General features: G+C 75.1%; 19 protein-coding genes and 1 pseudogene. 12 read left to right on the top strand and 8 right to left on the bottom strand.

Going from position 1 to position 22,039, the window contains the following annotated elements:
• Positions 1 to 15: 15 nt before the first annotated feature.
• Positions 16 to 834: a polysaccharide deacetylase family protein gene (locus OG937_36285; protein ID WUD76767.1), complete on the bottom strand. Its 819-nt coding sequence runs from the start codon at positions 832 to 834 to the stop codon at positions 16 to 18.
• A 169-nt stretch (positions 835 to 1,003) separates the two neighbouring features.
• Here OG937_36285 and OG937_36280 point away from each other — a divergent pair, with 169 nt between their 5' ends.
• Positions 1,004 to 2,179, top strand: a complete 1,176-nt coding sequence (locus OG937_36280; GenBank protein ID WUD76766.1) for a histidine kinase — start codon at positions 1,004 to 1,006, stop codon at positions 2,177 to 2,179.
• Positions 2,167 to 2,844 (top strand): response regulator transcription factor, encoded by a 678-nt coding sequence (locus OG937_36275; GenBank protein WUD76765.1) that lies wholly within the window; start codon positions 2,167 to 2,169, stop codon positions 2,842 to 2,844. The genes OG937_36280 and OG937_36275 overlap by 13 nt, the downstream gene beginning before the upstream one ends.
• 7 nt (positions 2,845 to 2,851) lie before the next feature.
• On the opposite strand, the gene OG937_36270 is transcribed toward OG937_36275, so the two are convergent.
• Positions 2,852 to 3,442 carry a TetR/AcrR family transcriptional regulator gene (locus OG937_36270; GenBank protein ID WUD76764.1) on the bottom strand — a complete coding sequence of 197 codons (591 nt, stop codon included), beginning with the start codon at positions 3,440 to 3,442 and terminating at the stop codon, positions 2,852 to 2,854.
• A 169-nt stretch (positions 3,443 to 3,611) separates the two neighbouring features.
• Here OG937_36270 and OG937_36265 point away from each other — a divergent pair, with 169 nt between their 5' ends.
• Complete coding sequence (locus tag OG937_36265; GenBank protein WUD76763.1) at positions 3,612 to 4,640, top strand: aldo/keto reductase; 1,029 nt, start codon at positions 3,612 to 3,614, stop codon at positions 4,638 to 4,640.
• Between the two features lie 78 nt (positions 4,641 to 4,718).
• Here OG937_36265 and OG937_36260 read toward each other — a convergent pair whose 3' ends face one another.
• Together OG937_36260 and OG937_36255 are read right to left on the bottom strand one after the other, a co-directional pair.
• A complete protein-coding gene (locus tag OG937_36260) occupies positions 4,719 to 5,333 on the bottom strand; it encodes a flavin reductase family protein (protein WUD76762.1) in 615 nt (204 codons plus the stop codon).
• Between the two features lie 34 nt (positions 5,334 to 5,367).
• A complete protein-coding gene (locus OG937_36255) occupies positions 5,368 to 5,928 on the bottom strand; it encodes a hypothetical protein (protein WUD76761.1) in 561 nt (186 codons plus the stop codon).
• Between the two features lie 36 nt (positions 5,929 to 5,964).
• On the opposite strand from OG937_36255, the gene OG937_36250 reads away from it, so the two are divergent.
• Both OG937_36250 and OG937_36245 read left to right on the top strand, forming a co-directional pair.
• Complete coding sequence (locus OG937_36250) at positions 5,965 to 6,672, top strand: response regulator transcription factor (protein ID WUD76760.1); 708 nt, start codon at positions 5,965 to 5,967, stop codon at positions 6,670 to 6,672.
• Positions 6,669 to 8,030 (top strand): HAMP domain-containing histidine kinase, encoded by a 1,362-nt coding sequence (locus OG937_36245; GenBank protein ID WUD76759.1) that lies wholly within the window; start codon positions 6,669 to 6,671, stop codon positions 8,028 to 8,030. The genes OG937_36250 and OG937_36245 overlap by 4 nt, the downstream gene beginning before the upstream one ends.
• A gap of 39 nt (positions 8,031 to 8,069) precedes the next feature.
• On the opposite strand, the gene OG937_36240 is transcribed toward OG937_36245, so the two are convergent.
• A complete protein-coding gene (locus OG937_36240; GenBank protein ID WUD76758.1) occupies positions 8,070 to 8,837 on the bottom strand; it encodes a CAP domain-containing protein in 768 nt (255 codons plus the stop codon).
• 336 nt (positions 8,838 to 9,173) lie between these two features.
• On the opposite strand from OG937_36240, the gene OG937_36235 reads away from it, so the two are divergent.
• From OG937_36235 to OG937_36215, 5 genes are read left to right on the top strand one after another with little or no spacing between them, the layout of a single operon-like run.
• Positions 9,174 to 9,644, top strand: a complete 471-nt coding sequence (locus OG937_36235; GenBank protein WUD76757.1) for a potassium transporter TrkA — start codon at positions 9,174 to 9,176, stop codon at positions 9,642 to 9,644.
• A 4-nt stretch (positions 9,645 to 9,648) separates the two neighbouring features.
• Positions 9,649 to 10,869, top strand: coding sequence for a cation:proton antiporter (locus tag OG937_36230; protein ID WUD76756.1), 1,221 nt, complete (start codon positions 9,649 to 9,651; stop codon positions 10,867 to 10,869).
• Between the two features lie 55 nt (positions 10,870 to 10,924).
• Positions 10,925 to 11,872 (top strand): HAMP domain-containing sensor histidine kinase, encoded by a 948-nt coding sequence (locus OG937_36225; GenBank protein ID WUD79001.1) that lies wholly within the window; start codon positions 10,925 to 10,927, stop codon positions 11,870 to 11,872.
• Positions 11,873 to 11,874: 2 nt separating this feature from the next.
• The gene (locus tag OG937_36220) at positions 11,875 to 12,534 is read left to right on the top strand and encodes a response regulator transcription factor (GenBank protein WUD76755.1); all 660 of its coding nucleotides are present in this window, start codon (positions 11,875 to 11,877) and stop codon (positions 12,532 to 12,534) included.
• An 18-nt stretch (positions 12,535 to 12,552) separates the two neighbouring features.
• Positions 12,553 to 12,924 carry a DUF4259 domain-containing protein gene (locus tag OG937_36215; protein ID WUD76754.1) on the top strand — a complete coding sequence of 124 codons (372 nt, stop codon included), beginning with the start codon at positions 12,553 to 12,555 and terminating at the stop codon, positions 12,922 to 12,924.
• A gap of 423 nt (positions 12,925 to 13,347) precedes the next feature.
• Here OG937_36215 and OG937_36210 read toward each other — a convergent pair whose 3' ends face one another.
• Positions 13,348 to 14,667, bottom strand: a complete 1,320-nt coding sequence (locus OG937_36210; GenBank protein WUD76753.1) for an acyltransferase — start codon at positions 14,665 to 14,667, stop codon at positions 13,348 to 13,350.
• Between the two features lie 158 nt (positions 14,668 to 14,825).
• Here OG937_36210 and OG937_36205 point away from each other — a divergent pair, with 158 nt between their 5' ends.
• On the top strand, positions 14,826 to 15,830 hold the full coding sequence (locus tag OG937_36205; protein WUD76752.1) for an acetylserotonin O-methyltransferase: 1,005 nt from the start codon (positions 14,826 to 14,828) through the stop codon (positions 15,828 to 15,830).
• A 303-nt stretch (positions 15,831 to 16,133) separates the two neighbouring features.
• On the opposite strand, the gene OG937_36200 is transcribed toward OG937_36205, so the two are convergent.
• Both OG937_36200 and OG937_36195 read right to left on the bottom strand, forming a co-directional pair.
• On the bottom strand, positions 16,134 to 18,980 hold the full coding sequence (locus OG937_36200) for an RNA repair domain-containing protein (GenBank protein ID WUD76751.1): 2,847 nt from the start codon (positions 18,978 to 18,980) through the stop codon (positions 16,134 to 16,136).
• 1 nt (position 18,981) lies between these two features.
• Complete coding sequence (locus OG937_36195; GenBank protein WUD76750.1) at positions 18,982 to 20,721, bottom strand: AAA family ATPase; 1,740 nt, start codon at positions 20,719 to 20,721, stop codon at positions 18,982 to 18,984.
• 187 nt (positions 20,722 to 20,908) lie between these two features.
• On the opposite strand from OG937_36195, the pseudogene OG937_36190 reads away from it, so the two are divergent.
• Positions 20,909 to 21,913: pseudogene (locus tag OG937_36190) on the top strand (DUF3800 domain-containing protein).
• The last annotated feature ends 126 nt before the right edge of the window (positions 21,914 to 22,039 follow it).

Below are 22,039 nucleotides of genomic sequence, written 5' to 3'. Positions count from 1 at the left end.
ACGCCGGGGCCACCGTCACGGCCGGTAGACCGTGCCGGGGCGCGGTACGGCGGGAGCCATCAGCTCGGAGACGGTCACGAGGACGTAGCCCTGGCGGCGCAGGGCGTCGACGATCCCGGGGACGGCGGGGACCGTGCCCCGGTAGCGGTCGTGGAGGAGGATGATCCCGTCGCGCTGCGTCTGTTCCAGGACCCGCCGGGTGATCAGTGCGGTGTCGGTCGTGGCGTAGTCCTTCGCGGTGACGCTCCACAGCACCTGGGCCAGGCCCAGCTCGCGCATGACCGCCGAGACGTCGTCGTCGGTGCGGCCCTGCGGTGGGCGCATCAGGGTGGGGGCGTGTCCGGTGATCCTTCGGACGTCGTTCTGGACCGGGGTCAGCTCGTCGCTCACCTGCCGCGCGTCCAGTTCCGTGAGCACCTTGTGCGACCAGGTGTGGTTGCCTATTTCGTGGCCTTCGCGCGCCATGCGCCGCAGGGTCTGCGGATAGGTGTCGGTGTGGCCTTTCCCCTGGACGAAGAAGGTGGCGCGGACCTTCTTCTCCGCGAGAATGTCCAGCAGTTCCGGCGTGGTGGCGCCGGGCCCTCCGTCGAAGGTGAGCGCCACGCATTTCTCGACGGTGCAGTCGGGGGCGGGGCGGTGGCTGCCGGCCCGGTCCGCGCGGTGGGCGGCGGCGCGCGCGTCGGCCGGTGACGTCACTCCGTGGAGGGTGCTGCATCCGCTGATCACGGCGACGGAGGCGACGGCGGCCAGTACGACGGCGACCCGGGTCCCCGGCCGCGGTGCGGCGGGAACTCCGGCCCGGGTGAGGCGTCGGGAGAATTTCCTGGAATTCATGGCCGCAAAGGTAAGGACCGCGGGAAACCCGGAATTCGACTGCGGGTATACGCCTTTTCCGTCCGAAGGGACGATGCGCACCGGGCGTCCCCATACTTTGGTATAGAAGTCTATCAAGGGGGCCCGTATGTTTTGATCCGGACCGGGAACGGCGTTTACGGTTGCGTGCGTGATCGATGTGAGACGGGCCCTGCTCGGGCACCCGCGGGTCGTGGACGCGGGCGTGGTGGTCGCGGCCGCCGGGCTGACGCTCTTCGTCGTGCGGGTCCAGCAGTCGGGTCTGCACGTGTACCCGCAACTGTCCAGCGGTGCCTTGCTCACCTCGCTGCTGCCGATCTCCTGGCGGCCGTCCCAGACGGCGCTGATCCCGCTGCTGGCCTGCGCGGCACTGTTCTGGCGCAAGCGTCACCCGGTCGTGCTGGCCTTGGTCCTGGTGGCGCTGTCGGTCGTGTGGCCCGTGGTCGTGCCGTTGCTGGTGGCGCTGTTCACCGTGGCCGCCACGCGCCCCCTGCGCACCACGCTCATGGTCACCGTGGTGGCCCTGCTGCCGGTCCCGGCGCAGTTCGTGCGCGCCTCGTACTCCGGGCCCCTCATCTCCGCCACGGCCGTGTCGGCCGTGGCGTTCGTGGGCGGCGCCGTCGGCTGGGGGCTGTACGTGGCCGGTGTGCGGGAGAGGGCCGAGCGGGCGGAGCGGGACGCGGACCTGCGGGCCGAGCAGGCCCGGCAGCACGCCCGGGAGGAGATCGCCCGGGAGATGCACGACGTGCTGGCCCACCGGCTGACCCTGCTCAGCGTGCACGCCGGGGCGCTGGAGTTCCATCCCACGGCGTCGCCCGCCCAGGTCGCCGAGGCGGCCGGTGTCATCCGGCAGAGCGCCGGACAGGCCCTGGAGGACCTCCAGGACGTGCTGCGCGTCCTGCGCACCCCCACGGTCAACGCGCACACCGAGCCCCCGCAGCCCGCCGTGGCCGACATGGACCGGCTGGTCGAGGAGTCGCGCGCGGCCGGCGCCACCGTCGAGGTGCACCGGGACACGGAGGACCTGGCCACCATGGACCCCACCACGAGCCGGGCCGTGTACCGCATCCTGCAGGAAGCCCTCACCAACCACCGCAAGCACGCGCCGGACGGCCCGCTGCGGCTGTCGCTGACGGGCGGGGCCCGCGAGGGGCTGACCGTCACGGCCCGCAACCCGGTGCCGCGGGAACGCACCGCGCGTCCCGAAGGCGCCGGCCAGGGCCTGGTCGGGATGAACGAAAGGGCGGTCCTGGCCGGCGGCAGCATGCGCCGTACCCTCACCGCCACCGAGTTCGCCCTGGAGATCTGGCTGCCATGGACCAGGTGACCCGCGTCCTGATCGTGGACGACGACCCGCTGGTGCGCTCCGGCCTGCGCATGATGCTGGCCGGGGCGGAGGACGTCGAGGTGGTCGCCGAGGCGGCGGACGGTACGGAGGTCCTGCCGCTGGTCGACGCGCACCGGCCCGACCTCGTCCTGATGGACATCCGCATGCCGCGGATGGACGGCCTGAGCGCCACCGCCGCACTGCGGCGCAGGCCCCGGCCGCCCGAGGTGCTGATCCTGACCACGTTCACCACGGACGGCTACGTCCTGGAGGCGTTGCGGGCCGGGGCGGCGGGCTACGTCCTCAAGCACACGCCCCCGGCCCAGATCGTCGCCGCGGTGCGGAACGTCGTGGCGGGCGAACCGGTCCTGTCACCGGCCGCCGTCAAACAGCTCATCGGCGCGGTCACCGCCGCCGGTGACGAGGGCACCGCCGCGCGCCCCGACGACCGGGGCGAGGCGGAGCGGCTGCTCGGCCTCCTGGGGGAGCGGGAGCGGGAGGTGGCGCTCGCCGTGGCACAGGGCAGGACGAACGCCGAGATCTCGGCGTCGCTGTACATGAGCGTCCCCACGGTGAAGGCACATGTGTCCCACATCCTCACCAAGCTCGATCTGAACAACCGGGTCCAGATCGCCCTGGTGGTGTACCGGGCCGGCCTCGCCTGACGGTGGGTCAGTCCGCCAGGCGCAGCCCGGTGACGAGGAGCCCGACCAGGCGTCGCGCGTCGTAGCGGGGATCGCTGTCCGCGCCGATGCAGAGGTTGCCGACGCCGCGCATGAGCGCGTACGCCTCCAGGTCGGAGCGGATCTCGCCGGACGCGGCGGCGGCGTCGAGCAGCCCGGCGCACACGGGCACGAGGCGGTCGAGGAAGGAGGCGTGCAGCGTCTCGAAGCCGGCGCTGTCGGACTGCAGCACCGAGGCGAGTCCGTGCTTGGTCACCAGGAAGTCGACGAACAGGTCGATCCATCGCGCCAGCGCGGCGTGCGGGGTCGCGCTGCTCGCCAGCAGGGCGGGTCCGGCCTCGGCGCACGCGTCGACCTGGTGCCGGTAGACGGCGATGATCAGATCCGCCCGGGTGGGGAAGTGGCGGTAGATCGTGCCCGTTCCGACGCCGGCCCTCGCGGCGATGTCGCGCACCGGCGCCTCCACGCCCGAGGCGACGAAGGCGGCGGCCGCCGCCTCGAGCAGGGTCTCCTCGTTGCGCCGGGCGTCGGCCCGCTTGGACCGCGGCGCCCGCCCCGTGCCCTTGTCGCCGTCCACCACCGTGCCACTCCTTCCACGACCGGCCTTGCCAACCGGAACCTCGTTCCGTATCGTTAACGGAACAAGGTTCCGTTTGCCCATCATGCCAGGGCCTACGCCCCGGGACCAAGTCGTGCGCGCTTCCGCCGCACGCAGCCACCCCACCCCACCCGCAAGGGAGAACACGGTCATGCAGTACCGCACCCTCGGCCGCACCGGTGTGCAGGTCAGTTCCCTCGCCCTCGGCGCGATGAACTTCGGCAGCATCGGGCGCACCACCCAGGACGAGGCCACCGCCCTCGTCGACGCCGCCCTCGAGGCCGGGATCAACGTCATCGACACCGCCGACATGTACGGCGCCGGAGAGTCGGAGGAGATGGTCGGCAAGGCCCTCGCCGGCCGCCGCGACGACATCGTGCTGGCCACGAAGGCCGGCATGCCGATGGGCGACGAGCGCAACCACCGCGGCAGTTCCCGCCGCTGGCTGGTCACGGCCCTGGAGGACAGCCTGCGCCGGCTCGGCGTCGACCACGTCGACCTCTACCAGGTCCACCGGTGGGACCCGGCCACCGGCGACGAGGAGACCCTGTCGGCCCTGACCGACCTGCAACGCGCAGGCAAGATCCGCCACTTCGGCTCCTCGACCTTCCCCGCGTACCGCATCGTGCAGGCCCAGTGGGCCGCCCGCGAGCACCACCTGAGCCGGTACGTCACCGAACAGCCCGGCTACTCGATCCTGCAGCGCGCCGTGGAGACCCATGTGCTGCCCGTCACCGAGGAGTACGGCCTGGGCGTGCTGGCGTGGAGCCCACTGGCCTCGGGCTGGCTGTCCGGCGCGGTCCGCGAGGGCCGGCCGGTCACCACCAGCCGCTCCACGTTCCTTCCGGAACGCTTCGACACCGCCCTCCCCGCCAACCGGGCCAGGCTCGACGCCGTCGAGAAGCTGGCCGCACTCGCGGCCGAGGCCGGACTGACCATGGTCCAGCTCGCCCTCGGCTTCGTGACGGCGCACCCCGCCGTGACCGCCGCGATCATCGGCCCCCGCACACCGGACCACCTGCGGGCACACCTCGCCGCCGCGGACACCGTGCTCTCCGCCGACGTGCTGGACGCGATCGACGCGATCGTCGCCCCCGGCGTCGACCTCGCCCCGCACGAGAAGTTCGACACCCCGCCCGCACTGCTCGACCCGTCCCTGCGCCGCCGCAACCGTCCGTGACGCCCACGGGCCCGGACCGGTCGTACGGCGGCGCGGACCGGACGACCGGTCCGGGCCGGACGTACGGCGGGACGACGCTCAGCCCTGGGTGACGCCCGGCCAGTCGGCGTAGCGGATGCGGGAGATCTCCAGGACCTCGCCGGTCGTGCCCCATTCGTCCTTGCCGAGGCGGGCCAGCGGGCGGAGCTTGCGCACGTCGGGGTGGCCCTCGAGCATCACGGCCTCGGAGACGGCGGCGTGGACGACGCGCCCGAAGACCACGGTCGAGTCGCCGAGGGTGACCGTGCTGTGCAGTTCGCACTCCAGGGCGACGGGCGAGGCCGCGACGCGCGGCGGCTTGACCGCGCGGCTGGGCTCACGGGCGATGCCGACCGCGTCGAACTCGCTGACGCCGCGCGGGAAGTCGGTGCCGGTGGCGTTGATCTGCTCGAAGAGGTGCTCGGGCGCGAGGTTGACCACGAACTGCCGGGTCTCCTCGATGTTGCGCAGCGAGTCCTTCCGCCCCACCGAGGTGAACTGCACGACCGGCGGGCTGACGCAGGCGACGGTGAAGAAGGAGTGCGGGGCGAGGTTGGCCGTCCCCGCCTCGCTGAGCGTCGAGACCCAGGCGATGGGGCGCGGGACGACCACCGAGGTCAGGAGCTTGTAGAACGGGGTCCGGCCCATGGCCTCGGGATCGAAGTCGATACGCATGGCGCCCAGTATCCCGGTCGCCGTCCGCGCCCGGTCACCAGGACACCTCGCGGATGGTCGCCTTGCTCTGCGGGGTGGTGGTGGCGACGATCTCGGAGCGGTGCCGGTCGCCGGAGAAGGTCACCGTCAGCTGCTGCGCCCCGTCACGCCGGGTGGAGACGGTGAACCCGCTGGCGGGCACGGCGGACACCAGGCACACGGCGTCCTCGCCGAAGCGCACCGAGGCCTGGCCGCCCTGGGACTGGAGGGTGTGGACCCCGGCGCCGCCGGTCCCGCAGTCGACGGGCGTGGCGGACGGGCGGGCGGTGCGGGTGGGGGGCGCGGTGGTGGCCGGCCGGACCGGGGTCCGGGTGGGCCGGCGCACGGTGGGGCTGGGGGTGCGCTTCGCGGCGGGGGACACCGGCGCGGTGCGCGACGGCGAGGGCCGCGCGGGGGACGGGCTGCCGCCGGCGAGCGCGCTCTCGGGGATGTCCCGCGCGACGGGCGGCGTCGGGCGGGTCGAGCCCACCACGAAGCCGACGGTGAGCATGACCGCGGTCACGCTGACCGCGGTGCACGAGAGCCATATGACGACGTAGCGCAGGTACCGGGGCACGCCGCCATCTTTCCCGACCGGCTACTGTCCCTCCACATGGCATCCGTACTCCTGGTCGAGGACGACCCCGCGATACGCGCGCGGCTGGTCGAGGTGCTGACCGCGCACGGCCACATGGTGCACAGCTCGGCCTACGGCTTCGAGGCGTTGCGGCAGGCCGCGCAGCGCCCCCCGGACGCCGTGGTGCTCGACCTCGGGCTGCCGGACCTGGACGGGGTGGACGTGCTGCGGATGCTGCGCGGCATCTCGCGGGTCCCGGTCCTCGTCACGACCGCGCGCGACGACGACAGCGAGGTGATCCGGCTGCTGAACGCGGGCGCCGACGACTACCTGGTGAAGCCGTTCTCCGGGGGCCAGTTGGTGGCCCGTCTGACGGCGGTGCTGCGCCGTTCGGCGATGGCGCCGGCGCAGCCGCAGGGCCCGGCCCCGGAGGGCGCGGCCGGCGCGCTGCGGGTGGGCGGTCTGCTGATCGACGTACCGGCCCGGGTGGCGTACCACGACGGGCGCGAACTGCGGTTGACGCGCAGGGAGTTCGACCTGCTGGCCTACCTGGCGGAGCACGCGGACCGCGTGGTGCCGCGCAGCCGCATCCTGGCGGACGTGTGGCAGCAGGCGTACGTGGAGGACCAGACGATCGACGTCCATCTGTCGGCGCTGCGCCGCAAGCTGGGCGAGCGGGCCTCGCAGCCGCGCTACCTGCACACCGTGCGGGGCGTCGGCATCAAGCTGGTGACGCCGCGATGAGACGCGCCCTGGCCGGGGTGGCGCTGGCGGTGACGTCGATGGTGGCGCTGTCCTTCCTGATCCCGCTGGCGCTGCTGGTGCAGTCCGAGGCCCGTTCGCGGGCGACCACGGTCGCCGAGCAGCGGGCCGCGGCGCTGGCGCCGGTGCTCGCCCTCACCACGCGGCCCGCGGACGTCCAGCAGGCGGTGGCCGGGCTGGACTCGGGGGACCACCTGAGCGTGCGGCTGCCCGACGGGCAGGTCGTGGGAAAGGTGCACGCCTCCCAGGAGGCCCTCGACCGGGCGGCCGACGGACGCCGGACCGTGGCCACGGACACCTCCGCGGGCTGGGTCTACCTCCAGCCGGTGATCCTGGCCCGAGACCGGGTGGCGGTGGTGGAGGCCTTCGTCCCCCGCGCCGACCTGGACCGCGGGGTGACGGCGTCCTGGGCGATGATGGCGTTGCTGGCGCTGGGCCTGGTGGCGGGGTCGGTGCTGGTCGCCGACCGGCTGGGCGCGCGCGTGGTGCGCGCCTCCCAGGGTCTGTCCCGCGCCTCGCGCTCGCTCGGCGCGGGGGAACTGGGCATCCGGGTGGAGCCCAAGGGGCCGCCGGAGCTGCAGGAGGCCGGCGTGGCCTTCAACACGATGGCCGACCGGGTCGTCGAACTGCTCGCCATGGAACGGGAACTGGTCGCCGACCTCTCGCACCGCCTGCGGACCCCGCTGACCCGGTTGCAGCTGGAGGCCGAGCGGATCGCCGCGCAGGTCCCCGGCTACCGGGGCGAGGACCTGGAGGCCGCGATCGCGCACCTGGAGAGCGAGCTGGACTCGATCATCGACGCGGCCCGTACGCCGCTGTCGGCCTCGCCCGAGCGCCCGGGCCGCCTGCAGGAGTGCGACGCGTCGGCCGTGGTGCGCGGCCGGGTCGAGTTCTGGTCCGTCCTGGCGGCGCAGCAGGAGCGCGAGTGCCGGCTGGAGGCGACCGCGGAGGCGACCGCGGTCCCGCTCGGCGAGGACGACCTCGCGGCGGTCGTCGACGCGTTGATCGGCAACGTGTTCCGGCACACCCCGCAGGGCACCGCGCTGGCGGTGACGGTGGAGCGGACCGCCCGGACGGTGCTGCTCACGGTGGACGACGCGGGGCCGGGGATCAGCGACCCGGACACCGCCCGGGCCCGCGGGGTGAGCGTCGGCGGCTCCACCGGCCTCGGCCTGGACATCGTGCAGCGGGCGGCGGCCGCCTGCGACGGCGGCATGGAGATCACCAGGGGCCCACTGGGCGGCACGAGGGTGCGGGTGACGCTCGGGCTCGCCGGCGGGCCGCCTGTGGGGGGAAGGAAAGCGGCCCGACGCGCGAGGCGTCACCCGCACCCGGCCTGAGGCCGACCGGCCGCCCCAGCTGACCGGCCGGTCGGCGGTTCAGCGGGGCGTGCCGAAGTCCTGGGTCCACCAGGGACCGTTGGACGACGTGTTCACGCCGACTCCGATCTGCTCGAAGTTGCAGTTGAGGATGTTCGCCCGGTGCCCCTCGCTGTGCATCCAGGCGTCCATCACGGCGGCGGCGGTCCGCTGGCCCACGGCTATGTTCTCGCCGAGGGCCGACCACTGGTACCCGGCCGCCTCGACGCGCCCGGCCATGGTGGACCCGTCGGGCCCGGTGTGGGAGAGCTCGCCCGAGCGGGCCATCACGTCCGTGTAGTCCTGGGCGGCCTCGGTGAGCCGGTCCTGCAGCGTCACGGGGCGGCATCCGGCGGAGGCGCGCTCCTCGTTGACCAGCCGGACGATCTCCTCGACCACCGACTCGTCGGCGTCGGACCGCGAGGGCTGCGCCGCGACCGTCGTGGAGGCCGGTGACGGGGCCACCGTACGGGTCGGCGTGGCGGAGGGCCGCGGCGTGCGGGTGTGCCGCGAGGCCGGCTTGCGCCGCTCCGGGGTGGCGGAGGCGCTGGGGCTCGCGGCCGTCGGGCTCGGGCTCGCGGTCTCCGGGCGCGCGTCGGACGCGACGGGGTCGTCGGCCTCCCGGTCGCCGGCCGCCAGCGAGGCCTTGTCCTTGCCGCCGTTGTTCCCGTACTGCGCACCGACCCCGACCAGGGCGCCCGCGGCGACCGTCGCCACCGCGGCGGCCAGCGGCCAGGACCGCGCCGAGGGGGCGCGGCGGGCGCGGTGTCGTTTCCTGTGGGAACTCATGCGCGGGGTACCTCCGGACGACGGGAACTGCACCGGGCACGTCCGAACGTGGTGTGCCGGGCACTGTGACCCTAGGCGCCCGAGGCGGAGAACTCGCCGGTCGGGAGCGGATCTTCAAGAACACATAAGGCTGCGCTCAGGTAAGGCACCGGTTCTCCCGGCCTTTTCCGTTCCGGGTGTGGGAACCGTCACACGGGGCCCGCGATGGGTGTCAGCACCCATATCGGCCCGGTTCGCCCGGATGAAAGGATGAGGATCCCTGGGGGACGAAACGGACGAGCAACCGGGCGGCGGCACGCCGTCCGTGAAGGGAACCGAGCTGTGCCTGCTCCGCGGATGAGCACGACACCATTGCCGGGCATCGGTGTCCGGTACGACCTCACCACGCGGGACCGGCGTCATCTGTCGGTGGTCGCCCACCGCGACGGTTCGCGGACGGTGAACGTGTACCGGGCCGACGACCCGGACGCGTGCGCGCAGTCGCTGCGGCTGACCGGGCCCGAGGCGATGTCGCTGATCGACGCGCTGATGCCGACGCACCACAGCCCGAACCTGCTGCACACGACCGACCTCGGTCTGGTCGCGGAGCGCATCGAACTGCCCGTCACCTCGTACTGGAACGGCCGCCTGCTCGGCGAGACGCGGATGCGCACGGACACCGGCGCCTCCATCGTCGCCGTGCTGCGCAGGGCGGACGCGATCCCCTCCCCCGCACCGGACTTCCGCCTGGCCGGCGGCGACACGATGATCGTCATCGGCACCCGTGAGGGTGTCGAGGCCGCCGCCGCGATACTCGGGCGGGAGTGAGTCCTTGCACTCCGCGGTCTTCCTCATCGAATTCGGCGCCATCATCCTCGGTCTCGGCCTGCTCGGCAGGGTCGCCGGGCGGTTGCGCTTCTCCCCCATCCCCCTCTACCTGCTGGCCGGGCTCGCCTTCGGCGAGGGCGGGATCCTGCCGCTGGGCACCAGCGAGGAGTTCGTGGCGATCGGCGCCGAGATCGGCGTCATCCTGCTGCTGCTGATGCTCGGCCTGGAGTACACCGCGAGCGATCTGATCGGGAACCTGCGGACGCAGTACCCGTCGGGCCTGGTCGACATCGCGCTCAACGCCCTGCCCGGCGCGGTCGCGGCGCTGCTGCTCGGCTGGGGCCCGGTGGCCGCGGTGGTGCTGGCGGGCGTCACCTGGATCTCCTCCTCCGGGGTCATCGCGAAGGTGCTGGGTGACCTCGGGCGGCTCGGCAACCGCGAGACGCCGGTCATCCTGAGCATCCTGGTCCTGGAGGACCTGGCGATGGCGGTGTACCTGCCGATCCTCACCGCCCTGCTGGCCGGGGTCGGCTGGGCCGCGGGCAGCGTGACGCTGGCCGTGGCGCTGGGCGCCGCAGGCCTGGTGCTGCTGGTCGCGGTCCGCTTCGGGCGCGTGATCTCCCGGTTCGTCTCCAGCGACGACCCGGAGAAGCTGCTGCTCGTCGTGCTGGGCCTGACGCTGCTGGTGGCGGGCATCGCCCAGCAGTTGCAGGTGTCTGCGGCGGTCGGCGCGTTCCTGGTCGGCATCGCGCTGTCCGGGGAGGTCGCCGAGGGCGCCCACTCGCTGCTGAGCCCGCTGCGGGACCTGTTCGCGGCGGTGTTCTTCGTCTTCTTCGGTCTGCACACCGACCCGGCCAGCATCCCGCCGGTCCTGCTGCCGGCGCTGGCGCTCGCGGTCGTCACCGCGCTCACCAAGATCGCCACCGGTTACTGGGCGGCGCGGCGCGCCGGGGTCGCGGTGCGGGGCAGGTGGCGGGCGGGCGGCGCGCTGGTGGCGCGGGGCGAGTTCTCCATCGTCATCGCGGGGCTGGGGGTCACGGCCGGCATCGAGCCCGCGCTGGGCCCGCTGGCCACGGCGTACGTGCTGCTGCTGGTGGTCTTCGGCCCGCTGACGGCCCGCTACACCGAGCCGCTGGCCCGGGCACTGGCCGGGCGCCGGGCCCCGGCGGCGCGTACGAGCGGCTCCGAGCCGGAGCGCACCCCGTCCGCCGTCGCCGGGGACTGACCTCGCGCGCCCGTCGTCCGTTGCCCGCTTCACCCCCGAGAGGAGGCCCGTGGCCGTGTCGCTGTTCTGGCGGATCTTCCTGCTCAACGCCGTCGTGCTGATGGTGGCGACGATGCTGCTGCTGGGGCCGGTCACCGTCTCCTCCCCCGTCCTGCCGGCCGAGGCGGCGGTGGTCGTGGCGGGCCTGGTCGCGATGCTGGTCGCCAACGCCGTGCTGCTCCGGGTCGGGCTGGCGCCGCTGCGCCGGCTGACCCGGGCCATGGCGGCGGCGGACCTGCTGCGTCCCGGGCGCCGGCCGTCCGCCGCCGGGCACGGCGAGATCGCCGAACTCATCACGACCTTCAACACCATGCTCGACCGGCTGGAGAGCGAACAGGCCGCCGGCAGCGCCCACGTGCTGTCCGGCCAGGAGGCCGAGCGGCAGCGGATCGCCCAGGAGCTCCACGACGAGGTCGGGCAGACGCTCACCGCGGTGCTGCTCCAGCTCAAGCACGTCACCGAACTCGCGCCCGGCCCACTGCGCGAGGAGTTGCACCAGGTCCGCGAGACCACCCGCGCCGGCCTGGAGGAGATCCGCCGCATCGCGCGCCGGCTGCGGCCCGGAGTCCTGGAGGAACTCGGCCTGCCCAGCGCGCTGCGGGCGCTGACCGCCGAGTTCACCTCCCCGGCACTGGCCGTGCGCCACCGCCTCGACCCCCACCTGCCCGCCCTGGACGAGCAGACCGAGCTGGTCCTGTACCGGGTGGCCCAGGAGGGCCTGACCAACACCGCGCGCCACGCGGGCGCCGGCCGGGTCGACCTCCTGCTGGAACGCACCGCCACCGGTGCACGCCTGACCGTGCGCGACGACGGCAAGGGCCTCGGCGCCGCCCCCGAGGGCGCCGGGATCCGGGGGATGCGCGAACGCGCCCTGCTCATCGGGGCGCGGCTCACGCTCCGTCCGGGACCCGACGGCGGCACCGAGGTGCGGCTCGACGTACCCGCCCGCGAGGAGGACCGCTGACCGTGCCCGACGCGGCGAAGACCCGGATCCTGCTCGCCGACGACCACGCGCTGGTGCGCCGCGGCGTGCGGATGATCCTCGACGACGAACCGGACCTGACCGTCGTCGCGGAGGCCGGGGACGGCGCCGAGGCCATCGAGCAGGCCCGCGCCCACGAACTCGACCTGGCCGTCCTCGACATCGCCATGCCCCGCCTCACCGGGCTCCAGGCGGCCCGCGAGCTGTCCCGGCTGCGGCCCGGGCTGCGCATCCTCATGCTGACGATGCACGACAACGAGCAGTTCTTCTTCGAGGCGCTGCGCGCCGGGGCCAGCGGCTACGTCCCGAAGTCCGTCGCCGACCGGGACCTCGTGGAGGCCTGCCGCGCCGCCGTGCGCGACGAGCCGTTCATCTACCCGGGCGCGGTCACGGCGCTGGTGCGCAACCTCCTGGAACGCGCCCGGCAGGGCGAGCCGCTGCCCGCGCGGGCCGTCACCGACCGGGAGGAGGAGATCCTGAAGCTGGTCGCCGAGGGCCACACCTCCAAGGAGATCGGGGACATCCTCTTCATCAGCGCCAAGACGGTCGAGCGCCACCGTGCCAACATCCTGCAGAAGCTGGGCCTGCGCGACCGCTTGGAACTCACGCGGTACGCGATCCGGGCCGGGCTGATCGAACCCTGAGCGGAGGAACGAGGAACGGTGGGCGGTTGGGGCAGCGGCAACTTCGACGAGGACACGGCGGCGGACCATCTGTCCCTGCTCACCGGGCGGCTGGTCCGCGAGGTCGAGGACGCCGTCGCCGGCGCCCCCGGGACGCTGGAGCCCGACGAGTACGGGGGCGTGGCCGTGCCCTGCAACGTGGAGCTGCTGCACCTGATCGCCACCCAGGGCTGGGCGGGCGCGGTGCTCCCCGCGGCCGCGACGGTCCGGCAGTGGAAGGCGGCCCTCCTCGCCGCCTGGGACGGGGCGATCGACGGCCTGGCTCCCTCGCCGGAGTACCGCGCCGAGCGGCGTGCGGTCCTCGTCCGCACCTTCGACGCGTTGGCCGAACTCGCCGAACGCAGGACCTGACCACCGCACGCGCCGAGCGCCGCGTCCAAGCGGGCGGGACAGGCAGGACGGGGCGGGGCGGGGCGGGGCTGGTTGTACGGCGGCTTCGGCGGCGGGGCCGCCTTGCCGGCTCCCGGAACCGCCGCGCAGCGGTCCAAGCCCCGGCTCCGGCCGGAGCAGCCGTCGGACCGCTGCGCTACCGCGAGGGGGCGGTCGGACCCCGCGGGACGTCCACGACACCCGGCCCGCCACGAAGATGACATGGCGTCATGCGACCGCGCCGGCGACCCAGGAGGCCACCGTGCCGCGGGCCAAGCCGCGGGGCTGGACGGCACACCCGCCGGACCGCTGCGCTACCCGCGCCCAGTCGGACCACCGCAAGGGCCACCACAGAGGCCACCACGATCCACGCGGCGAACCCGCCGCCCGGCGGCAAGGGCGGCGTCAGGCGGCCTCTTCCGCGGGCGTCCCCGGTTCCCCTTCACGGGTCGGGCGTGCCGCCGGGCGGTGGGGCAGCGCCACAAGTGCCGCGCCGAGGGCGAACGCGAGGGCGGGCAGGGCGGGGAACCGGCCGTCGGGGGCCAGACCGTGCACCGACCAGTAGGCGAGAGCGGCCGTGCTGCAGGCCAGACCGGTCCACAGCAGGGCGGGGCGGTCGTGGCGGGCGCCGGCCGGCGGGACGACGGCGCCGAACAGGCGGGCGAGCGCACGCTCCAGCGGCCGCAGTGCGACCAGCACGCCCGCCAGGAACACCGCGAGAACCAGCATCCAGGGCACGCGCAGCGCCCACCAGGCGGCGCTGCCGAAGGCGGCGTCGGGGGCGAGGCCGACCAGGTAGAACACGGCGGCGAGCAGCACGGGCAGCATGTGCCACAGGTACAGGGTCATGCTCGCGCCACCCAGGAACCCGACGGCCCGTCCCACGCGTGCGCCCTCCAGTGCCCGCCGGACGGCCGGCGCGGCCAGCAGGCATGCGCCGGCCTGGGCCACCACCCAGGCCAGCATCGCCGGCGACGGGGGGTCGGTGTTGCCGACGGTCTCCCCGGTGACCCGGATCAGGCTCACCGGGTACGGCCCAAGGGTGATCAGCGCCGTGAAGGCCAGCGCGCCGCCGACCGCCATCGCCGCGGCGGGCAGGCGCGTCAACTGCCCGTCGCGCCAGCAGAACCCGAGCTGGTACGCCGCGCCCCAGACCAGGACGTAGTCGACCAGCCCGGTGGAGGCCGGGGCGCCCGCCGTCACCGACGCACCCGCCGCCACCGCGACCGCGCCCATCGCCACCGGGACCCGCGGCCCCCAGCGCCGGTGTGCCGCGTGCAGCACCGGGGTGAGGGCGCTGAGCAGCAGGTACACCGGGAGGAACCAGAACTGCATGGCCATCGCCCATCCCGCGAGCTCGAGCGTGCGCCGGTCCACGCCGGCCGCCGAGCAGATCGCGACCACGAGCAGCACCAGCCCGCAGTAGGCGGCCGCGGGCAGCAGCAGGCGCAGGGCCCGCCGCGCCACCCAGGGGGCCGCCGTGCCTCCCGCCGCCCGGGTGCGGGCCCAGGAGCCGCCCGCCGCGTGGCCCCCGGCGAGGAAGAACAGCGGCATGATCTGGAAGCCCAGGGTCAGCCACTGCGTCCAGGGGATCTCCGCCAGGAGCTCGGGCGCCACGATGCCCCCGCCCGGCTCCCGGACGAGGGCGGTGATCAGCCAGTGGCCGAGCACGACCATGCAGATCGCCAGGGCCCGCAGGAAGTCGACGTACCGGTCTCGCTCCATGCCCGGTCATGCTGCCCCATCCCCGTCCGTGGCGCCGCGGTTGGCCCCGGCCGCAACCGATTCGTACCCGCGGCGCAACCTGACCGGGGTAAATCGCTTGCGGGGCCCGCGGGTCGGGGCGAGGCTGGCCGGTCGGTCGCGAGGAGAGGGAGTTGCTGATGACGGGCGAGGAGCAACGGGACGTGTCCCTGTGGCGGTTGGCGGACCTGGTGACCCCGATGGCGCTGCGCACGGCGGCGACGCTCAAGGTGGCGGACCACCTGGCGGAAGGTCCCCGTACGGCCACCGAGCTGGCGCAGGAGACCGGGACGGAGTCGGGCGCGTTGGACCGCCTGCTGCGGCACCTGACCGGCGTCGGGGTGGTGACCCGCGACGGGGGCGGGCGGTACGCGCTGACGGCCCGGGGCGAGGAGCTGAGGTCGGACCACCCGGGCGGGCTGCGGGAGTGGCTGGACACCGAGGGCGGCCTCGGCCGGGCCGAACTGGCCTTCGTGCAGCTGCCGCACAGCGTGCGCACGGGCACGGCCGCCTTCCCGCGCCAGTACGCCCGCGGGTTCTGGGAGGACCTGGCGGCGGACGAGGAGCGGACCCGCTCGTACGACCGCGCGATGGGGGTCGACGTCGCCGAGTGGGCGAGCGCGCTGGTCCCGGCGTACGACTGGGGCGCGCTCGGGCACCTGGTCGACGTGGGCGGCGGCAACGGGACGCTGCTGGCGGCGCTGCTCACCGCCTTCCCGGAGCTGCGCGGCACCGTGGTGGACCAGCCCGCCACGGCCGGTGCGGCCCGCGCGACGCTGACAGCGGCCGGACTCGGCGACCGCGGCGACGCGGTGGGGGGCAGCTTCTTCGAGGCGCTGCCCAAGGGGGCCGGCGGCTACCTGCTCTGCGCGATCCTGCACGACTGGGACGACGACGCGGCACGGGCCGTCCTGCGCCGCTGCGCCGAGGCCGCGGGCGAGCACGGCCGGGTGCTCGTCGTGGAGAAGGTGGGCGCCGACCACGAGTCGACCGTGGCCGCGATGGACCTGCGCATGCTGGTGTACTTCGGCGGCCGGGAGCGCGGGGTCGCCGCGCTGACCGCGCTCGGCTCGGACGCGGGGCTGCGGGTGTCGTCGGTGCGCACGGCGGGGGACATCGGGATCGTCGAGTTCAGGGCCGCCTGACCTCCGGCGGCGGCCGCGGCACTCCTCGTCTTCCCGCTGAGCCCCGGAAGGGGCGTGGCCCGCACCGCAGCGTCGGTACGGCGCCGCCCTCCGCCCGGGTCACCTCGACCCCGGGAAGGCCGCGGCTCCACGGACCGGTGATCCGGACGAGGGCGGCCGCGTCGGGCGGGGCGGGGCCAAGGCCGATGGCGCAATGGGCTGAACGGAAGGGAGCCGGGCGCGGACGCCGCCCGTGGTGCGGCTCACCCGCAGTCTCGCGTCCTTCGGGGCCCGGACGCGGACCGTGGAAGGGGAGTGGGGTCCTCACCGCAGCGTCGGCACGGCGCCGCCCTCCGCCCATGTCACCTCGGCACCGGGGAGGCCCCGGCTCCACGCGCGGGTGATCCCGGCGAGGCCGCCCGCGTCGGGCGGGGCGGGGCCAAGGCCGATGGCGTAGTGGGCGGAACGGGGGGTGGTGCGGAAGGGGCGTGGCCAGGCGTGGACGCCGCCGGTGCCGGCGTCCTCCAGCGCGGTGAGCAGCGCGCGGACGCGGCCCCTGACCCGGCCGAGGGTGTCCTCGAACTCCTCCTCCGTCGCCCCGTGCACGGCCAGTACCGCCCAGGCCGCGTGGCGGCGGTGGAGCGGGGGCGGGGCGGCGAGGGCGGGCCGGGGGCCAATGCCTGTGCCGTCCGCGGACTCCAGCAGCTCCCAGGCGCGGTAGAGCTCCCGGGCGAGCAGGTCGCGGCCGTCCGGGCCGACTTGCGCGGTGCACGGGCGGACGGGCGCGGTGGGGGTGGCGATGGAGATCGCCGGGCCCGACTGCCCGGCGGCGCCCACCGGTTGACGCCAGTCCCAGGCGGCCCACGTGGCGAAGAAGTGCCGGAGCAGCCCGGCGCCGGTCAGGCCGGGGGCGTCGTGGACGGTGCGCGCGGCGAGCAGCGCCCAGGCCAGACCGGGCAGGCCGCCGAAGGGGGCGGAGTCCAGGCCGCGTGCCCGGGCCCAGGCCTTGACCTCGCGGGCGAGACCCGCGAAGCGGTCATGGTCACCGGCGAGTTCGAGGACCGCGTCGGCGTCGCTGACGGCGCTCAGCGCGACGGCGGCGGCCTCGCCCAGTCCGGCACGGCGGGCCACGGCCTCGGCGGGGTCGAGGCCGCCGGTGGCGACGACGACGAGGTCGACGTCGAGCGCGCCGACGCGGAAGCGCAGTCCCGGCACCCGGGCGCCGGTCACCTGCCGTACGCGGGTGGCCTCCGGCAGCCCGGCGGCCACCTTGGCCCGGACCTCCGCCATGTCCACCGTGCCCGGCAGCGCCGCGACGAGGTCGAGGTCGGCGCCGGGCAGCGCGCACCCCATGCGGCGTGAGCCGGCGAGGTGGACCACGCCGTCGCTCAGGGCGTCGGCGACGCGCCGCGCGGTCTCCTCGGCGTGCGGGACGTCCTCGGCGTCCGGGACCTCGTCGGGTGTGCCGGTGGCGGCGGTGTCGGGCACCCAGCGCAGCTCCCCCGTGCCGAGTCCGACCGTGGCCCGGACCCGCATCGGTTCGTCCCCGCGCCGGGAGAGCAGGACGAGTTCGCCGACCTGTGCCGTCGTCCCGCGCAGCCGGGCCGCGCAGTCGGCGGCCACCCTCAGCGGGTCCCGGGTGCGGCCGAGCGACAGATGCGGGGTGAAGCCCCCGGCGCGCCCCCGGCAGCGGGGGAAACGGCGGGCGAGGGCGTGCTGGAGGACCGCCCAGGAGGTGCCGCCGTCGGCCGCCGGGTCGAGCCAGACGGTGGCGTCCTCGCGGTGCCCGAAGGTGTGCACCCCGTCGAGGCGGGCGGTGAAGGGACGGACGCCGGCCGCGGCCTCGGACAGCTGCGGCGCTGCGCGTTCGAACGCGGCCTCCGGCACGAAGCCGAAGAGCAGGTTGACGTGCGGCGGCCAGCGGTGGATCTGCGGATCGTGGTCGCGGCGGACGGCCTGGACCGCGGGCCACAACTCGTCCGGTGGCAGCCAGGCCACGGCGGTGCGTGCGGTGGGCGGCAGGTCGAGGACGTCTTCGGCCTCGTCCTCCGCGCCCGCCGCGAGGGAGAGGGTGACCTCCACGCCGTAGTGGTCGGAGACGAACAGGCCCTCCGCCGTCGGGGCGTCGCCGCGCAGGGCGGCGCCGGTGACACGGGGTCCGCCTTCGCGCAGCAGGACGCGGTCGAGCCGGGAGGCACGGCCGCTGAGCGAGGAGACCGCCGCCAGCGGGTTGACGGCCGGGTCGAAGGTGGGGGTGCGGTCGTCCGGCCCGTGCGCCTCGGTCCAGGCGTCGCGCAGGCCGAGGGCGAGGGCCGGCCCGTCGCCTCCGTCGTTGAAGTCGCCGAGCAGCAGCAGGTCGCCCTCGACGCCGGCGAGTCCCTCGGCGAGCCGGGCGAGTTCGTCCTGTCTGCGGGCCGGGCCGTCGTCGGAGTGGTCGCTGCTGAGGTGGGTGGCGGCGACCACGAGTGGTCCGGCGGCCGTCTCGACGGTGATCGCGGCGACGGCCTTGTGCGGGCCGAGGGTGTGCCGGGCGGCCTCCCGCACAGGCAGCCGGCTGAGCAGCAGCACCCCGCTGTCGTCGGTGTCACGTCCGTCCGGGTCGGTGCCGAGGGTGTAGCGGGAGCGCACCCAGGGAGCCCGCAGCAGCATGTCGAGCAGCGCGGGCTCGACCTCCTGCAGGGCGATGACGTCGGCGTCCGCCTCCTCCAGGGCGCTCAGCAGCAGGGGGCGGCGGCGGTCGGTGTCGATGCGGTGGCTGTCGTACCGGTCCCACAGGGTGTTCCAGGTCAGGACGCGCAGCGGGCCGCCGCCCGCCGTTCCCGCCCGGCCGGGCGTCGCCTGCCCGGCGGGCCGCCAGCGGTGCCCGACCTCGTCCCAGGCGTGCGGGACGCGGGCGGTGAAGAACGGCGGGCGCAGCAGGCGCGGGTCGCGGACGCGTCCGGCGTCGGTGGCGTCCATGCGGTCGGTGCCGGTGGCCCGGTCCCAGACGAGCTCTCCGTCCGCCTCCACGAACAGCACGCGGTGCCAGGGGATCTCGCCACCGGGCACGAAGGCGGGCAGCGGGATCCGCTTGGGCGCGGCGCCGCGCTGGTGGACGCCGATCACGAAGCGCGCCGGGTCGAACCGGGCGTCCCAGCGGACTCGGTGGTAGATCTCCTCGCTGGTGCGCATGTCACGCCTCCTGTCCGGCCGCGGCGCCGCCGCCGCCGAGCGAGCCGTCGGTGTCCTCGACGGTGCCGCCCGCGCCGACGTACCAGGTGCGGTGTGCCTCGCCGGGGTACGGCGGGGCGAACCGGCGGGCCTGCGCGGTCAGCACGGCGGGGGGCACCGGGTGGGCGCGGCCGGCGTTGCGCCGGGCCAGCTCCTCCTCGTCGACCAGGGTCACCGCGTGCGTGATCAGGGCGTCGCGGCGGCGGGCCACCGCGTGCACCAGGGAGCGCTGGTGCGGATTGAGGGACGTCGCGTCCCACACCACCGTCGCACGCCCGGCCAGGGCGGTGTCGAGCCGGCGCAGCCCCTCGCGCAGGACGTCGGCGTTGGCGCGCTGGTCGGCGCGGGAACCGCGGGCGAGGCGCAGGTCGTCCAGGGCGATGCGGACGGCGGTGCCGGGCAGCGTGCCGGCGAAGGTGCTCTTGCCGCTGCCCGCGGGTCCGGTCAGGTGGATCAGACGGGGGAACTCCGCGGAACGCCACCGCCAGGTGGCGGCCACGGCCTCCTCCGCGCCGCCGATCCGCCCGGCGGCGTACGCCGCGCGGGCCTCCGTCCAGCAGCGGTCGGCGGCGTCGGGGTCGAGCCCGGCGAGGGCTCCGCGCAGTCCGTGGCGCAGGGGGCCGAGCGGGTCGGGGCCGAGCAGGCCGGCCTCCTCGGCGTGCAGCGCCGACCATTCGGTCTGCTCGCGGGCGGCGTCGTCGGGCGCCGCGGCGCCCGCCACGGCGTGCAGGACGCCCAGGTCGGCGGCGAGCGCCATGCGGGCCAGGCCGGCCGCGCGGGCCTCGTCGGGGTACGGGCGGTGCAGCGCGGGGTGCAGTCCGGCCAGGTCGGCGACGCGCCGGGCCTGGGGCATGGTGAGCGGCCCGGCGAGGCGCGCCGCCAGGCGGACGCGGGGGGTGTCGTGCAGCAGGGCGGCGAGGACCCCGGCCAGCCGGGCGTCCCCGGTGCGGCCGAGGACGTCCAGCCGGGCGGAGACGTCGGCGGCACGGTCGGCGGCGCCGGGGCCGGTGACGGTGACGCCCACGGCGGCGGCGAGCGCGCCGGCGTCCGGGGCCGCGCCGGAACGCACCGCCCACAGCGGGGCGGCGGGGCCCAGCCCGTTCTCGACGACGGGGGCGTGCATCCAGTGGGTGCCGGTGGTCACATGGCCTGCGCGTACCCACTTGGCGACGCGGCGGCCGAACTCCTCGTACCGGAAGCCGTCGACGGTGCGGACGACGTAGCCCTCCTGACGTGAGGTGTCCAGGCGCAGGGCGCGCAGCGCGCGTTCGTCGTACGTGCCGCGCCACAGCACGGGGGGCGCCGGGATCCCGAGGCGCCGCAGGAAGCGGACCGTGCGATCCCAGTCCAGGCACCGGTCGCCGTCCCAGACGGAGAAGCCGTAGAACCAGCTGTCCAGGTCTGGGTAAGCGAGGGAGTGGCGGGCGTGCAGGTTCTCCCCGCACACCCGCAGGCCGGGCGGGAGGGAGGGGCCGATCCGCCCCTGGAGAGCCTTGACCCACGCCCGGGAGGGGTGGTGGGCCGAGTCGAGCGACCTGGCGTGCATCCCGTCCCGGTAGAGCGTGGTGTTCTCGCCGTCGAGTTTCTCCGTGACGACGACCTCGCGGCCCCGGAGCGCTCCGGGGTCCCCGGCGCGTAGGTCGTCCGGCGTGGCCCCGGGCGACCAGGGCAGATGCGGTGTGCGTGGATAGTGCGTGCGCATGGTGCCGGATCCCCCGTGACGTTCTGGTGCGCGCTCACTGTAGGAGCGCGGGAACCCGCGAAGCCATCGCTTAATCGGGGGCGCCACCAGGGAGCGGGAAGAGTCCGGGAAACGACGGTCGACGCGGGTGCGGCGCTTCCGAGTCCCCCGGGCCCACCCGCGGACGGTGTCGCCGTCCTCGCCACGGATGTCGGGGGCCGCAAAATGCGTGGTGGCGACGGAGGGTGGGCGCGATGATGGGCGCGTGACGTTCCTGGAGGTCGCCTGCGACGAGTCGGGCTCGGACGGCGAGAACCTGATCAGCGGGAACACGGATGTCTTCGCGCACGCGGGTGTGTGCGTCGCGGAAGAGGCCGCCGCCGGGGCGCTGCGGGAGATACGGGAGCGGATCCGGTCGCCCGCCGAGGAGTACAAGGCCAACCACCTGCTGCGGGAGAAGCACCGCGCGGTGCTGGAGTGGCTGCTGGGACCCGCGGGCCCGCTGCACGGTCACGCGTCCGTACACCTCATCGACAAGTCGTACTTCGTGCTCGTGGCGGTCCTCGACGTGCTGGCCGGCGGGCCTGCCGCGGCGGCCACGGCGGCGGTGCTCTACCGCGAGGGGCGCGGCGCCGTGGAGCCCTCGGGGTGGCAGGCGTTCCTCCGGGCCGGCAACGACCTGGTGCGCAGGAGGAACCACGAGGACGGGGAAGCGCCCGTCGACGCCTTCTACCGGGCGCTGGAGGCGTTGCGTCCGGCGCCCGGCGGGGACGGCGGTTCGTCCGGGGTCCTCGCGGTGCTGCGGCGGGCGAGGCCGCGGGCGCAGGCGTTCCGGGCGCGGCTCGCGGCGGAGCCGGGGGCGGTGGAGCCGTTGGATCCGCTCTTCCCCGCGCTGGAGCGTACGGTCGCGCGGTGGGGTGAGGGCGGGGCGCCGGTGCACATCGTGCACGACCGGCAGAACACGCTCACCGAGGAACGGATCACACGGCTCGGTGCGTCACTGCCCCCAGGCCGTCGTCTGGCGGGGCTCCGGCTGGCCGAGTCGCGTCATGACGCGCGGATCCAGCTCGCCGACTTCCTCGCCGGAGTGGCGCGGAAGCTGGCCTCGGACGAACTCGCGGGCCGCGGTGACCCAGTGCTGACCGGTCTGCTGCGCCCCTACGTGGATCCGCTCTCGGTGTGGGGCGACGAACGGAGCTGGTCGCGCCTGGGGCCCGTGCCGTCCGCGACCGGGCTCCGGCCGACGCCGCCTCAGCCGGCGCCGCTGGGCCTCGTCGCAGGGTACGCGGGCACGGCACCGCCCTCGGCCTCACCGGTGCCCGTGGTGATGCCGTCCGGT

This window comes from Streptomyces sp. NBC_00510 (assembly GCA_036013505.1).
GTDB lineage: Bacteria > Actinomycetota > Actinomycetes > Streptomycetales > Streptomycetaceae > Actinacidiphila.
Note: the sequence above shows the minus strand (reverse complement) of the source record. Positions and strands in the feature narration are given on the sequence as shown.